The sequence below is a fragment of the Cupriavidus sp. UME77 genome (genome assembly GCF_014170355.1).
Lineage (GTDB): Bacteria > Pseudomonadota > Gammaproteobacteria > Burkholderiales > Burkholderiaceae > Cupriavidus > Cupriavidus basilensis.
Map to the genome: position 1 here is coordinate 367,211 of NZ_LZZU01000086.1, position 14,614 is coordinate 381,824.

Annotated in this window: 12 protein-coding genes; 6 read left to right on the forward strand and 6 right to left on the reverse strand. The window is 64.6% G+C overall.

Annotated features, from left to right (window positions below; translation table 11 throughout):
• Window positions 1-209: 209 nt before the first annotated feature.
• Window positions 210-896, reverse strand: a complete 687-nt coding sequence (locus tag A9975_RS33345; protein WP_183036443.1) for a hydrolase — start codon at window positions 894-896, stop codon at window positions 210-212.
• A 476-nt stretch (window positions 897-1,372) separates the two neighbouring features.
• Complete coding sequence (locus A9975_RS33350) at window positions 1,373-2,410, reverse strand: AraC family transcriptional regulator (protein WP_183036444.1); 1,038 nt, start codon at window positions 2,408-2,410, stop codon at window positions 1,373-1,375.
• Window positions 2,411-2,575: 165 nt separating this feature from the next.
• Between A9975_RS33350 and A9975_RS33355 the strand changes: the two genes are divergently transcribed.
• From A9975_RS33355 to A9975_RS33375, 5 genes are all read left to right on the forward strand, one after another.
• On the forward strand, window positions 2,576-3,175 hold the full coding sequence (locus tag A9975_RS33355; RefSeq protein WP_183036445.1) for an alpha/beta hydrolase: 600 nt from the start codon (window positions 2,576-2,578) through the stop codon (window positions 3,173-3,175).
• 154 nt (window positions 3,176-3,329) lie between these two features.
• On the forward strand, window positions 3,330-4,178 hold the full coding sequence (locus A9975_RS33360) for a TauD/TfdA family dioxygenase (protein WP_183036446.1): 849 nt from the start codon (window positions 3,330-3,332) through the stop codon (window positions 4,176-4,178).
• 65 nt (window positions 4,179-4,243) lie between these two features.
• Window positions 4,244-5,302, forward strand: coding sequence for a 3-keto-5-aminohexanoate cleavage protein (locus A9975_RS33365; RefSeq protein WP_150984578.1), 1,059 nt, complete (start codon window positions 4,244-4,246; stop codon window positions 5,300-5,302).
• Between the two features lie 70 nt (window positions 5,303-5,372).
• On the forward strand, window positions 5,373-6,344 hold the full coding sequence (locus A9975_RS33370; RefSeq protein ID WP_183036447.1) for a quinone oxidoreductase: 972 nt from the start codon (window positions 5,373-5,375) through the stop codon (window positions 6,342-6,344).
• Window positions 6,345-6,526: 182 nt separating this feature from the next.
• Window positions 6,527-7,861, forward strand: coding sequence for an MFS transporter (locus A9975_RS33375; RefSeq protein WP_183036448.1), 1,335 nt, complete (start codon window positions 6,527-6,529; stop codon window positions 7,859-7,861).
• 62 nt (window positions 7,862-7,923) lie between these two features.
• Here the strand turns inward: A9975_RS33375 and A9975_RS33380 are convergent, their stop codons facing one another.
• Genes A9975_RS33380 through A9975_RS33395 form a run of 4 tightly spaced genes read right to left on the reverse strand, consistent with a single transcriptional unit; the run spans window position 7,924 to window position 12,769 of the window.
• Complete coding sequence (locus A9975_RS33380) at window positions 7,924-9,462, reverse strand: TolC family protein (protein ID WP_183036449.1); 1,539 nt, start codon at window positions 9,460-9,462, stop codon at window positions 7,924-7,926.
• On the reverse strand, window positions 9,449-11,479 hold the full coding sequence (locus A9975_RS33385; protein ID WP_183036450.1) for an FUSC family protein: 2,031 nt from the start codon (window positions 11,477-11,479) through the stop codon (window positions 9,449-9,451). Before A9975_RS33385 ends, A9975_RS33380 begins: the two co-directional genes overlap by 14 nt.
• A complete protein-coding gene (gene mdtN, locus A9975_RS33390; protein ID WP_183036451.1) occupies window positions 11,460-12,509 on the reverse strand; it encodes a multidrug transporter subunit MdtN in 1,050 nt (349 codons plus the stop codon). The genes A9975_RS33385 and mdtN overlap by 20 nt, the downstream gene beginning before the upstream one ends.
• Window positions 12,506-12,769, reverse strand: a complete 264-nt coding sequence (locus A9975_RS33395) for a hypothetical protein (RefSeq protein ID WP_183036452.1) — start codon at window positions 12,767-12,769, stop codon at window positions 12,506-12,508. The genes mdtN and A9975_RS33395 overlap by 4 nt, the downstream gene beginning before the upstream one ends.
• Before the next feature lie 332 nt (window positions 12,770-13,101).
• On the opposite strand from A9975_RS33395, the gene A9975_RS33400 reads away from it, so the two are divergent.
• On the forward strand, window positions 13,102-14,562 hold the full coding sequence (locus tag A9975_RS33400; protein ID WP_220810805.1) for an ISNCY family transposase: 1,461 nt from the start codon (window positions 13,102-13,104) through the stop codon (window positions 14,560-14,562).
• Window positions 14,563-14,614 lie beyond the last annotated feature (52 nt).

The following is a 14,614-nucleotide window of genomic DNA, read 5'->3' on the forward strand; positions in this document are numbered from 1 at the left end:
CTCCGGTATGGTGGGATGCGGCGTGGTCCTGCGGCTTGCCGGCGGCAACGGCGGCGGTGCTGCCCAGGGCCGCGAGGGCGGCGGCACCGGCTGTGCTGGCGCCGGAAACCAGCAGCTCGCGCCGCGATGGGTTCTGGGCCATGCCTTGCTGATTGGATTGCGCGCTCATGCTTGTCTGCCCGAAAGATAAGGGTGGTAATGTGGGCGCATCAGCGGGCCGGTACCGGCGCGAGCGACTCGTGCGGCGTGGCGGTGCGTTGCTCGGCCTTGTGCACCATGGTGTAGGCATAGTCCACGCCCATGCCGTAGGCGCCCGAGTGTTCCTTGACGAGTTTCATCACGGCGTCATAGGTATCACGGTGCGCCCAGTCGCGCTGCCATTCGAGCAGCACCTGCTGCCAGGTCACCGGTACCACGCCGGCCTGCACCATGCGCTGCATGGCGTAGTCATGCGCTTCCTTGCTGGTGCCGCCGGAGGCATCGCCAACCATGTAGATCTCATAGTCGCCTTCGAGCATCGCGCACAGGGCGAAGGTGGTGTTGCAGACTTCGGTCCACAGGCCGGCGACGACGACCTTCTTGCGGCCGTTGGCTTTCAGCGCGTCGCGCACCTTCTGGTCGTCCCACGAGTTCATCGAGGTGCGTTCCAGCGTCTTCTGGCCGGGGAATACGTCGAGCAGTTCGGGATAGGTGTAGCCCGAGAACGACTCGCTCTCCACCGTGGTGATGGTGGTGGGGATATTGAAGATCTTGGCCGCCTTGGCCAGCCCAACCGCATTGTTCTTCATGGCCTGGCGATCCATCGACTGCACGCCGAAGGCCATTTGCGGCTGATGATCGATGAAGATCAGCTGGCTGTTCTGAGGGGTCAGCACCTCTAGCTTGGGATTGGTCATGATTCTCTCCTGAAGTTGGGTTGGCAGGATCGTGCAGGCATGGCGCGGCACAGGCGACGGACGGCCGATCCCTTGTCGGGTGCAGCGCGGGAGTGTGGCGGAGCTCCGCGCAAGCACCTCGAACGAAGGTTAAAGCTGCATGGTGCTCATCGCCATTGTCTCTTCGTATTAGTCAGCCGTTGCGGGGCGTTATGGGCAGGGCGCGGATCAACGCGCCCGCGTTCGAGAATCCCGTGGGATTCCCGTCCTTTGACGCCGATATGGCCAAGGCCCCGCAAGGAGAGGGGCGCGGCGCCGGGCCAAGCGCCGTTCTGCGCTGCGCCTGGGGCCAGGAATATCTGCCGCCAGTTCAGCGCAAGGCTAGGCGCAGGGGCAGGGGGCGTCTATTGCCCTTTGGTATGAGGCGATCATACCGGCGAGCCCCGCCAGAACCTGGCCTGCCTTGGTGCGGAGGTTACAGCGGGAGAGGGCGAAGGTCAGCCGCGTTGCGGCAATGCACTTGCGACTGCCTGTGAGGTTTGCTTCCAGCTCGACACCGTCATGCCAAAGTGCTTTCTGAACCAGAAGGCAAAAGCGCTGGGGCTTGAGAAGCCAAGCAGATCGGCGAGTTCGGCGAGCGAGCGATCGCTGTCGAGGATCTGGCGGGAGGCGAGTTCCGCCCGGACCGCCTGGAGCAGTGACAAAAAGCTCGTGCCTTCCGCCACGAGCCGGCGATGCAAAGTTCGGCGATCCACGCCAAGGTGCTTCGCCACCTGGTCCGACGTACACCTGCCCCCGGGCAGCATGGCAACCACGACCTGCCGGACGGTGTGCGTCGCACTCTCATCGGATCCAGACAAGGCCTGGTCGAGAAAGCGACGAACATATGGCGTCATACGGTAGTCATTGGCCGGCATGGGCGCGGCGAGGTCCTTTGCGGCACAGACGATGCCATTGAAACTCGCATTGAATTCAACCACCGAGCCGAACAGCGCTTTGTGACATGTAGCACCGTGCGGTTGACGATGCTCGAAACAGACGCTTCGGGGCCGCCAGGTTGGCCCCAATAGTTCCTGGATCGTGCGGTATAGCACGCCCACGGCCATTTCAATGGACTGCCGCACCGGGTACTTGCCGGTGGCCAGGATCTCTTCGCGAATCAAAACGGCGCCACCGAAGTCTTCGATGCTAGTCAGCAGCGCCGCATTGATCAGGCGCATATAGCGACACAGGTTGTCCAGCGCCTGCCGGGCATTCGGTGCTTCACGCATCACAAAGCTGATCGGGCCCAGGTTGGCCAGCCGCCGGTCCATGGCCAGCCGCAAGCCGAAGTCTTCCACGCGCGCCATCGATGCGCTGTCCTCCAGCAGCTGGCGTACCGCCATGGAAGTGACCGGCATGTCGGGATCGAGAAGGCTTCGAGGACTCAACCCCACCGAGCGCAGCATCGCCTCAGGGTTCAGTCCATGGTGGCGCGCCAGTTCCGTGTAGCCGGTCAGACTGGCGCTTCGGATCAAGGGCGTGTAGCCGGGCATGGGTGTGTCCCAATTTAGACATTGAATGTCCCAAATAATACATCACATTTGGTCTTGCAGAGATAGTCTTCCGATGTGGGGCCGATGTGGGGCCGATGTGGATCTGATGCCCCGATCGCTGTTGACAGACCCGAGTTCCAGCACAACCTCAAATCGAAATCCATTATGACAATGTCCACTGTGCTTATCGTCCCCGGCCTGCGTGACCAGGTTGCCGACCATTGGCAGACATTACTGGCCGAGCGCATGCCCGGTGCACGCACAGTGCCCCCGATGGGACGCGAGAACCTGGACTGTTCTCGCCGCGTCGCGGCAATTGAGGAGGCGGTGGCAGACATTGGCGGCCCTGTACTGCTGGTCGCTCACAGCGGTGGCTGCATCATGCTTGCCCACTGGGCCCTGACAACCGCATACGCAGCACGCATCAAGGGCGCATTGCTGGCATGTCCGCCTGACTTTGAACGCCCCATGCCGGAAGGTTATCCGACACTTTCCACGATCCAGTCCAGCGGCTGGCTCCCGGTACCACGCCAGCGGCTGCCGTTTCCCAGCCTGGTCGCTACCAGCCAGAACGATCCACTGGGCGATCTGTCGAGGGTGATCGAACTCGCCCAGGCCTGGGGCAGTGACACCGTGGACCTGGGCAAGGTCGGTCATCTGAACCCGGCATCTGGCTATGGGCCCTGGCCGATGGCCTCACAGTTGATCGAGCGGCTTGACACAGGGCGCCTCTCTAGCCGTTCCGAGCCCTCTTTGCACCACTGACCGAGCATGCATTGGCGGCAGCTCTCAACGCAAGAGCGGCCCGACCAGCGCAACGCGCCGCATGTAGCAGGGCGTGCCCACCGTGACCTCGAGTCCCGCATGACGACGGGCCCGTCCGTCGTGGTGATCTAAACAAAAAAGAAGGAGACAAACCATGCATATCGAACCGCTGACCTGCGCCATCGGTGCCGAGCTCGTGAACGTGGACCTGGCAGACGCCGTGCACGACGATGGGCTGTTCGCCGAGATCAGGGCCGCGCTGCTCAAGCACAAGGTGCTGTTCCTGCGCGACCAGGACATCACGCGCGCCGAGCATGTGGGCTTCGCGCGCCGCTTTGGCGAGCTCGAGGACCACCCCGTGGTCGGCAGCGACCCGGATCACCCGGGCCTGGTGCGCATCTACAAATCGCCAGAGGCTCCCAACGACCGTTACGAGAACGGCTGGCACTGCGACGCCACCTGGCGCGAGACACCGCCAATGGGCTGCGTGCTGCGCTGCGTGGAATGCCCGCCGGTGGGCGGCGACACCATGTGGGCCAATATGGCGCTGGCCTACGAGAAGCTGCCCGACCAGGTCAAGCTCCAGATCGCCGGCCTGCGTGCGCGGCACAGCATCGAAGCCACGTTCGGTGCGGCCATGCCGACTGAGAAACGCCTGGCACTCAAGGCCCAGTACCCGGATGCCGAACATCCCGTGGTGCGCACCCATCCCGAGACCGGCGAGAAGGTGCTGTTCGTCAACGGCTTCGCCACCCATTTCACGAACTTCCACACAGCGGCCAACGTGCGCTACGGCCAGGACTTCACCCAAGGCGGATCGGCGCTGCTGCAGTACCTGATCGGCCAGGCCTTGATCCCCGAGTATCAGGTGCGCTGGCGCTGGAAGCCGAACAGCATTGCCATCTGGGACAACCGCTCGACGCAGCACTACGCCGTGATGGACTACCCGCCCTGCCATCGCAAGATGGAGCGCGCCGGCATCATCGGCGACAAGGTGTTCTGACTTGGTGCTCTGACCCTCACTCCCGCTAACCCTATTCCCTTTCTTCTTCCCCCTGGAGGCACGCCATGAACTTTCTCGACGGACACCTGTTCCCCGAAAACCAGCAGCCGCTCATCATCACGGCCGCGCCCTACGCGCCGTCCTATGTCCCCTCTGACTTTCCCGAGGACATCCCGGTGACGATGGAGGCGCAGATCCAGAAGGCCGTGGACTGCTACAACGCGGGTGCCACGGTCCTGCACCTGCACGTACGCGAACTCGATGGCCGCGGCTCCAAGCGGCTGTCCAAATTCAACGAACTGGTCGCCGGCGTGCGCAAGGCCGTGCCCGAGATGATCATCCAGGTGGGTGGTTCGATCTCCTTCGCGCCAGAGACCGATGGCGCTGCCGCCAAGTGGCTCTCCGATGATACGCGCCACATGCTGGCCGATCTCGACCCCAAGCCCGACCAGGTCACGGTGACCGTGAACACCTCGCAGATGAATGTGCTGGAGCACTTCGACTACGAAGACCTGCGTGGCACGTCGATGGAAGATCCGGCCACCTTCCAGGCTTACAAGGAAATGACGGTGCCCTCGCAGCCGGGCTGGGTCGAGGAGCACATCCGCCGCCTGTCGGCTGCCGGCATCCAGAGCGCCTTCCAGTGCTACAACATCAACAGCTTCGAGTCGGTCGAGCGCCTGATGCGCAGAGGCATCTACAAGGGCCCGCTGGTCATGAACTGGGTGGCCATCAGCGGCGGCATGGACGCGCCCAACATCTACAACATGGCCAACATCGTGCGCGCCGTGCCCGATGGCGCAGTGCTGACGGTGGAAAGCTCCGTGCTCAACGTGCTGCCGATCAACATGATGGGCATCGCCATGGGCCTGCACGTGCGCTGCGGCATCGAGGACAACCTCTGGAACCAGCAGCGCTCCAGCAAGTTCAGCACGGTCCAGCAGATCGAGCAACTGGTGCGTATTTCACGTGAGTTCGGCCGCCCGATCGCCACCGCGCAGCAGGCGCGCGAGATTTCCAAGATCGGCGTGTTCTACGACACCGTGGAAGAGTCCCTGGCCGCCAACGGCTTCGCACCCAACCGCATCGGTCGCCAGCAAGGCCACCTGCGCAAGGTCGCCTGAGCGCGGCCACGCCCTGGCTCAACTGAGTCGGCGGCGCCAAGCCCCACAGAACATACACAGGAAGACAAGCATGTCAAAAGCCATTCGCTTCTACGAAACCGGCGGCCCGGAAGTGCTGAAGTTCGAGGACGTCGAGGTCGGCGAGCCCGGCCCCGGCGAGGCCCGTGTGCGCCACAGCTACATCGCGCTGAACTTTATCGATATCTATTTCCGCACCGGCCGCTACCCGCTGGCGCTGCCCAACGGGCTGGGCTCCGATGCGGTCGGTGTGGTCGAGGCCGTGGGTTCCGGCGTGACGGACATCCGCGTGGGTGACCGCGTCGGCTACCTGATCGGTCCGCAGGGCGCTTACTCCCAGGTGCGCGTGATGCCGGCCGCGGTGCTGATCCCGCTGCCCGAAGGCATTTCCGAGCGCACCGCCGCCACGCTGATGATGAAGGGCATGACGGCGCAATACCTGTTCCGTCAGGTCTACCCGCTCCAGGGTGGCGAGACCATCCTCTACCACGCGGCTGCGGGTGGCGTGGGGTTGATCGCCTGCCAGTGGGCGAGGGCGATGGGCGTCACCATGATCGGAACCGTGAGTACCGACGAGAAGGCCGCGATCGCCAAGGCCAACGGCTGTGCGCACACCATCGTGACCTCGCGCGAGAACATCGTGCAGCGCGTCAAGGAGATCACCGACGGCAAGGGGGTTCCGGTGGTCTATGACTCGGTGGGCAAGGACACGCTGGAAGCGTCCCTGGACTGCCTGCAGCCGCGCGGTTCGCTGATCAGCAACGGCACCTCGTCGGGCGCGGTGATTGTCGACTCACAGATGTTGGCCGTGAAAGGATCGATCTGGTTCACGCGGCCGGCCATGATGCACTATATCCAGCCGCGCGCGCACATGCTGGACATGGCCAAGGAACTGTTCGACCACGTGCTGGCCGGGCGCATCGCGAGCGAACCCCAGCAGACCTTTGCCCTGGCCGATGCCGCCGACGCGCATCGTGCGCTCGAGTCGCGCAAGACAGTGGGCTCCACCGTCCTGGTGCCCTGACAGGGCATTGTCACGTTGCAGAAGCACACGCGGCACGCATCAAGAGCGCATTGTTGGCGTGTCCGCCTGACTTTGAACGCACCATGCCGGAAGGCTGCCGGCAATGTCAGTGGCACGTAGCAGACTGTGCAAGCATCAGAGGTGGCTCTCAATGCAAGAGCCAACCCACCATGGAGACACGCATGAACCCGCACACCCCGCATTCCGGAGCAGATGATCGCGACGACTATCTGGTCAGCCGGCCCCAAGCCTGGTTTGCCTTTGCCATGACCTTTGCGCTGATGCTGTTCGACTACATCGACCGGCAGGTCATTGTCTCGTTGTTTCCCCACTTGAAGGAGGCGTGGAGCTTGTCGGACAAGCAGCTTGGCGCACTGGTGTCGATCATCTCGATCGTTGTCGCGCTGGGCGGCCTGCCTGTCGCTCTTCTGGCCGATCGGATGAGCCGGGTCAAGAGTGTCGCCGTGATGGCAACGGTATGGAGCGTAGCGACCATCTCATGCATGTTTACTCGTAACTACAGTCAGCTATTTGCCGCACGCGCCATGGTCGGCGTTGGCGAAAGTGGCTATGGTTCCGTCGGTGCGGCACTGATTGCAAGCCTGTTTCCTAAGCGCATGCGCTCCATGTTGCTGGGAGCGTTCTTTGCCGCCGGCTCCATTGGCGCTGTCCTCGGCGTCATGCTGGGCGGCGTGATCGCCCAGCGCTGGGGCTGGCAGGCGGCGTTCGGCGTGGTGGGCTTCCCGGGACTGGCAATCGCGCTGCTGTACCTGCTCGTGCCTGACTACAAGACCGTGGAACTGACATCCCGACTGCACAAGGCGAAGGCGTCGCCATGGAACTTCATCAGGCACGTCGCAAGCGCGTTGTCTGACTCGCGTACGGTTTGGTGGACCTGCGTCGGCGCAGCGTTTCAGCTCATCGTGGTGTCTACCGTCTGGGCCTGGCTCCCCAGCTACTTCAACCGGTTCCACGGCGCAGCCCCGGATGTTGCAGCCAAGCAGGCGGCACTAATCGTGTTGTGCGGCGCGCTGGGGGCCTTCATATGGGGGCTCGTGGTAGACAAGGCGGCTGCTCGCCGGCCACGCAACAAGCCTCTTGCCGTGGCCTTCCTGTGCGTGGCGACGCTGCTGGTTTTTGTGGTTGCCTTTACCGTTACGATGCCAGCCAGCCGGCAGTTCCTGCTGATTGCGTTCGGCGGGTTCCTGATGACGTGTACGGTAGGGCCGGCGGCGGGTATTGTGCTCGACGTCGTTCACCCGGGCGTCCGTTCCACCGGCGCCGCACTACTGTCGCTCTTTCAGAACATGTTTGGCCTTGCGGTTGGGCCTTTCGTCGGGGGGGCGATTTCTGACGCCCTTGGCCTGCAGACGGCCCTTGCGGTGATGCCGGCATTCGGCCTGGTCGCCGCCGCTTGCTTCCTTTTGGCGGCGCGCCAGTATGAATCGGATCTGCGTCGGGCCGACAACCGCCTGCAGACTTACAGCGAAGTCCCGCTCGCATCTGCATCCGCCTGATGGGTTCTTGAAGCGTCATTCTTTGGGGTAGCCAACTTGGACGGAGTCGGATCCAGGGTGGCTCAACGCGTCGCGCCGATCGCCCCGGTCGCGAGCGCCAGCGTGGCGGCGGCGGCCAGCGCGCCGCTATACGCATCGGTCGACGCATTCCATGCCAGCAGCAACTGCGTCTGCGCCAGGTTGGCTTCGGTTACCGATCCCACGCCCTTGCTATATGCGGCAAAGGCCGCGTTGTAGGTGACCTGGGCCGCGTCGGCCAGCGCCTTGGCCGCGTCGTACGCCGCCAGGCTCGATTCGAGCGCGCTTTGGCTGACCACCACTTGCCGCACCGATTCTTCCTTGGCCCGCGTCAGCCGGGCCGATGCGCTGTCGACGTCATTGCGCGACTGCGCGACCACTGCCGAGCGCACCCCACCGTCGTAAATGGGCACGGTAACGCCAAGGAATACGCTGGCGCCATAGCGATAGCCGTTGAGGTTCAGCGTCGGCGGCTGCTGGCCGATTGGCGGAATCGCCGAGATGGACGATCCACCCGAGGCGTATGACGTGTACGCGGACAGGAACACCTTGGGCAGGAACGCCGCCTCGGCCGCCTTGACCTTGGCCTGGCTGGCGCGCTCGGCCGCGTAGGCGCTCAGCACGTCGGGGCGCTGCGCGATTGCGCTTTCGACGATCTGCTCGATGGAGCCGCGCAAGGCGGGCGACAAGGGCCGCACGGGCATTTCGGCGATGCGTGGCTTCGACAGCGGCGAGATACCGATGGCCGTGAGCAGGGCCAGATACGCGTCGGTCTCGGCGCCCTGTGCTTGCACCATCGCAAGGTTGGTCTGCGCACGATTCTGGGTGGCCTGCGCCACCTCCACGACCGTGCCGATGCCGCGCTGGTAGCGAGCTTTGGCGGCCGCGAGCACGGCATCGGCGTTGGTCATGGCCTGCTGCACCGTGCCGCCGCGCGACCGGGCAGCCTGATAGCGGTAGAACGCCACGCTGACATCGTGCACGATGCGCTGGTGAACGGCCGTGAACGCAATATTGACGGCGATCGAAGTTTGCTCCGCGGCATCGACAATCTCCGCGCGTTCACCGAAATCGAACAGCAGCCATTGCAGCGACAGAACCGACACCGCGCCGTGGTTGGATGTGTTCGTGCCGGCCGCTCCCAAGGGCGTGCTGGTGGACAGATGCCCGTTCTGGTAGCCGCCCATGGCCGCGGCCGAGATGTGCGGCAGGTAGCTGGCCTTGGCGATGCCCGCGGCCAGCGCTGCATTGCGTGCGTCGTTCCACGCGATGCGCGTCAGTGGGTTGGCGGACGCGGCCATGTCGATCAGTTCCGGCAGCGAGTACGCGTGCGCCGGATCGAGTACGGGCGGCGGTGCGATCGACGCCAGCGCCGAATTGGCGGGCAGCGTGTAGTCGGAAGGCCCCAGCGCGGGTGCGGCCCTGGCCGCGGCGCCGGGCACGATTTCTCCGGATGCCGTGGTGGCGGGCTGCCACGGCCGATCGGCTTGCGCAGGCGCGAGATTCAGCGACGACGTGGCACAACCGGCCAGCGTCGCAGCAATCAGCGATAGCGGAATCACCAGCGAATCACGTTTGCGCATGGATGGGGCAAGGGTGGGCCGTCTGCGCGGCGTCGGCAACGGAGGCGGTCAGGCGTTTGTCGATGAGGGCCAGCAAGGCCTTGCGGGCGGAGACGTCGGGACCGGCGGCGTCAATGGCCTCGGTGGTGGCATTGGTGGCCTCAGTGGCGTGGGCGGGCTGCACCGGCTGCGGCGCCGTATCGTGGGCCTCCAGCGTGCGAAGCCGCTGCGTGAGGTCAGGGTCGCCGGGGAACCGCTCGGCGAACAGGAACGCCGGACCGGCAATCGCGTCGAGCGAGCGCAGGCGCCGCTGGCGGTCTTCGACCCACGCGGGCGCCGGGCCCACGGACGCAGGCTCGTAGCGCGCGAGGATCAGGTCCTGCGCGATATCGCCCTGCAAGGCCAGCGCAGCCGTGGCATGCCCGCGCCGGTCGTCGGGCCGCCTGGCATGCGCCAGTTGCTGCCATTGCTCGACCAGCCGGCCCAGCGCCGCTTCGATGCGCGCGGCAATGCTGACCGGCCAGATGCGCGTGAACACCAGGTACACCATCAGGTTGCCAAGCATGATGCCGATGACCCGGTCACGCGCGATGGTCAGGTCAAAGCCTGGGCCCGCGCCCTGGATGACACACAGGTAGAACGCGAACGCGATCTGGAAGCCCGCGTAGGCGATGCGCGCAGAGCCTTGCGCAACCCAGGCCGATATCCACGAGCCGGCGAAGACGAGCAACATGAGCCCGCCCACCGACGACAGCGAAGGCACGACATACACGAGGGCAGCCGTGCCGATGACCGCGCCGGCCAGGCAGCCGGCCAGCCGCAGCGAGAGCTTCTCCACGGTCTCCGCGGTGGTCCCGAGCGACACGAGATAACACGTGATGAAGCAGGTATGAATGCCTGGCCAGTTGAGCTGCTGATAGAGCAGGTAGCAGAACATGGCCGCGCCGGTGGTCTTGAGCGCGTAGTGGATATGGTCGCGATTGCTGAAGGCATCCGCGTCGAGGAAGCCGCCGCGGCGGGTTGCGGGCATCGGGGCTGTCGCAGGGTCCGTCGCGGTGTCCGCTTCCGGGGGCTCGGCAAAGCCGTTGATGGCTGTGTGCAGTTTCCTGGCAACCGCCGCCTGCGCCGGCGCCAGCTGGCTGGCGTCCGGTGGGCTCAGCCCGATCTCCACCGGATAGCCGCCCGCATCGAGCATGCGCGCCATCGCGTCAAGCGTGTTGGCGACCAGATCGGCAACCGGGGCGGGCAGGGGAGCGCCCGGCTGCCGGCGGGCGACATCGACCGCCAGCAGGATCGCCATGGTTGACGCCGCGGCATGACGTAGCGCGGCGACGTCGCTGGCATTGGCCGAGCCTTCGATTCTTGCCAGCTTCAGCCAGCCCGCCACCGGCTGAACGCCGGCGTGCAGCGCCGCCTGCAGCGCGGCGCCGTCCGCTGGCGGATCGCGCAGGCAGGCTGCCGCCACGCGCAGGCAATGGGCCAGCCGGTCGCAGGCCAGCCGGCGCGGCGCTGCCCCCAGCATCAGGTTGACCGCCACGTTCACGCCAATTGGAATCGCCACCATCAGCCAGGCATAGAGCAGGGCGCGCGTGGCGATCTCACCGCCGGGCACCAGGCCGAGTTCGTCGAGCCCGAACCCGATGATCATGGCGATGATGGCGCCCACCGGGCGCAACTTGCTGGCCGAGGTCAGGAAGAGCAGGGCGGCCGACAGCACGGCCATGCATGCTACCCGGCGCAGTGGGTCATCGACGCTGAAATCGGCCAGCAGCATCACGAGTCCGATGATGATGCTGAGCAGCACCAGCGCTGCCACGCTCATCACGATGCTGGTGGTGCGATCCGCCCGGTTGATGAAAAAGACGATATAGGCGGAGATGGCCGCCTCCGGCGTGCCATAGATGCTGGTAACGAGCACCGTCAACGTGCAAGCCACGGCAATGCGCGTGGTGGCCGATGCGCGGCCCGGAAACGGTGCCAGCAGGGCGCCGAGACCGGCCAGCCCGAGACGCGGCTTGTCAGCGGCAGGCTGCGCCATGCCGGATCTCGACGGTTGCACTCGCGCCCACCCGGGCCAGCGTTTCCGGCGGCTCTTCCAGCTTGATCCGCACCGGGAATCGCTTGGCCACATGCACCCAATTCACCGACGGCTGGACATAGGGCAAGGAACGCGGCAGGTTCAGGCGCTCGGTGTCGGTGATGCCAATGCCAATGCCCTCGACCTTGCCGCGCATGGCATGGCTGCGGTCGATCATCGAATAGACCGTGGCGCAATCGCCAAGACGGATATCGGCCAGCTGGGTTTCGCGGAAATTGGCGACGGCGAACCATTCGCCGGTGTGGACTAGCAGGAAGAGAGACTGATTGGGAATCACGACTTCGCCGGACAGCACGGTCAGGCCGCTCACGCGGCCATCATGCGGGGCGCGAACCACGGTGTCGTCCAGTGCCCGCTGGGCGATGGCCAGCGCCGCCTCGCGCGCTCGCACGGTCGCCGTGGCGTCATCCTCTGTGCCCACCGCCTTTGCCGCCGCGGCACGCTGCACATTGGCCTGTTTCAGCGATACCGCCGCGTCGCGCTGCGCCACCTCGGCCTGGTCGAGCTGCTGCTTCGGCACGTAGCCATCTGCGGCCAGCGGGCGCAGACGCTCCACGGTGCGCGCGGTCAGCGCGTAGTTCTGCTCGGTGCGGGCGGTCTGCTCCGAGGCAATCGCCGCATTGGCGTGTTCAGTGGCAATCGTGCGTCTGCGCGTGCCCAGCGCAGCCTGCGCCAGTTCCAGATCGGCAGTCGCCTGGGCCACGGCTAGCCGGTATGGCACAGGATCGATCTCGAACAGCACATCGCCCTTGGCCACGTGCTGGTTCTCGCTGACAAGGATCCTCGATATCCTGCCGCCCACGGGCGAGGCCACATGCACCATGTCGGCATCGAGCCCGGCATCGTCGGAAGACGGAAACCGCACGGTGCGATGCCAGGCAAAGATGGAGAGCAGGATGGCCAGAACAACGATCGCCAGGGCGATCAATTTCCCGCGCAGCGGCCTTTTGCGAACGCCGGCCATTTTCATAGGATGTGTCCCGTAGCCGATAACCAGACGATTTCAGCGATCATCAGGCCGATTGCCGTGTTCACCAGCAGCGGGAAGCCGACGATATCCGCCCAGCCGGCCAGGATAAGCAGCCGCCAGGAAATGACGGCGCCCACGATGCCGATCAGGGCGCTCAAGAGCCAAAGCGGAAAATAGGCGCCAAACAGGCTGAAGGACGGGGCACCGGCGCAACCATAGAGCGAAGCGGCCAACACGACGAGCACAAGCGAGCGTGCCATGGGATCTGGGGCAGGATTGGTTCACGCAATATAGCAGCGAGTATTCGCGATTGTCCAAGGGACAAGGAAAACTTGGCCAACACCGGGCTGACGATGCGCGGCGCTACTGGGGGCCAAGGATCGGGGGGATGGACGTTCTGCCAGTCCGCGTCTCAGGCGTGGATTTAGAATTTTACTGATTTAACATAACAATGATTATGCGCGACGCGAACTGTAAAGGCCAAATCAGAATGTCCGCTTCCAGCCACATCAGAATGTCCTCTGGATAGACCTATACTGGTAGCGCCTGGGTTGGACGGGAGCGCGCCGTGAAGGATCGAGGGTTGATCACCATGAGTCTGCGTGAAGTTGACCGCTTCAAGGTCATTCAGGCAACGGCCGAGGGCCTGCTGGCGCAATGGCGCGCCGCAGAGCGCCTGGATTTGACCGCGCGGCAAGTCCGGCGGCTGGTCCAGCGCTGGCGAGCCGATGGCCCGATGGGCTTGCTGTCGCGCCAGCGTGGGCAGCCAGGCCATCGCCAGCTGCCACGGATGCTCGAAGCGCAGGCACGCGCGCTAATCCAGCAGCACTACGCCGATTACGGCCCCACGCTGGCCTGCGAGAAGCTGCGCGAGCGCCATGGCATCGCGCTGGCCAAGGAGACGGTGCGGCGGATCATGATCGACGCCGGATTCTGGATCCCCAGGAAGCTGCGTCCGCCCAAGCTGCACCAGCCGCGCAAGCGCCGCGCTTGCCTGGGTGAACTGGTGCAGATCGATGGCAGCGAGCACGCGTGGTTCGAGGAGCGTTCGCCCATGTGCACGCTGCTGGTCTATGTCGACGATGCCACCAGCCGCCTGATGCAGTTGCTGTTCGTGCCGACCGAATCGACTTTCGCCTATTTTGCCGCGACGCGTGCTTACATCGAGCGCCATGGCAAGCCGGTGTCCTTCTACAGCGACAAGGCCAGCATCTTCCGGGTCAATGCCAAAGGCGTCACCACAGGGCGAGACCATACGCAGTTCGGGCGCGCGCTGTACGAGCTGAATATCGAGAGCCTGTGCGCCAACAGCAGCCAGGCCAAGGGCCGCGTGGAGCGAATGAATGGCACGCTGCAGGACCGGCTGGTCAAGGAGTTGCGCCAGCGCGGCATCTCGACGCTGGCCGAGGCCAATGCCTTTGCCCCGATCTTCCTGGCGGACTTCAATGTGCGGTTCGCCAAGATGCCCAGAAGCGACTTCAATGCGCACCGTCCCGTACGGCCCGACGAGGACCTCGAGCGCATCTTTACCTGGCGCGAATGGCGCAAAGTCTCCAACCGGCTGACGCTGCAGTACGACCGCAAGCTGTATCTCATCACCGACCAACCCGAGCGGCGCCCCCTGATTCATCGCTATATCGAAGTAGCCGAGTATCCGGACGGCCGTATCGAGTTGTGGGCCGATGGCGCTGCCCTGCCCTACGTCCTCTATGACCGGCTGTCCGAGATCAATCAGGGTGCGGTGGTGGAGAACAAGCGACTGGGGCACGTGCTGGAGATCGCCCAGCGCGTGCAGGCCCAGCGCGACAATCGTCGCACCCTAGCGACACCGTCGCGCACGCTGACCGGTCAAAAACCGCGGCAACGGCCCGAACAGGCGGCCCCGGGCACGAAACCACAACGGCAGCTGAATGCGGAAGACTTGCGTCGCGCCATCGATGAACTGACGCAACCGCCCCACCCTGTAGATACCTTACCGCCTCAGGCCAGCTCGACTGCCTTACGGAAACAGCCAGGAAAAAGACGTAAAAGAATCAAAACCATCCTGCATTAAACCGGACATTCTGATCTGGCCAAAGAGAGGACATTTGAATTTGGCCTAGACA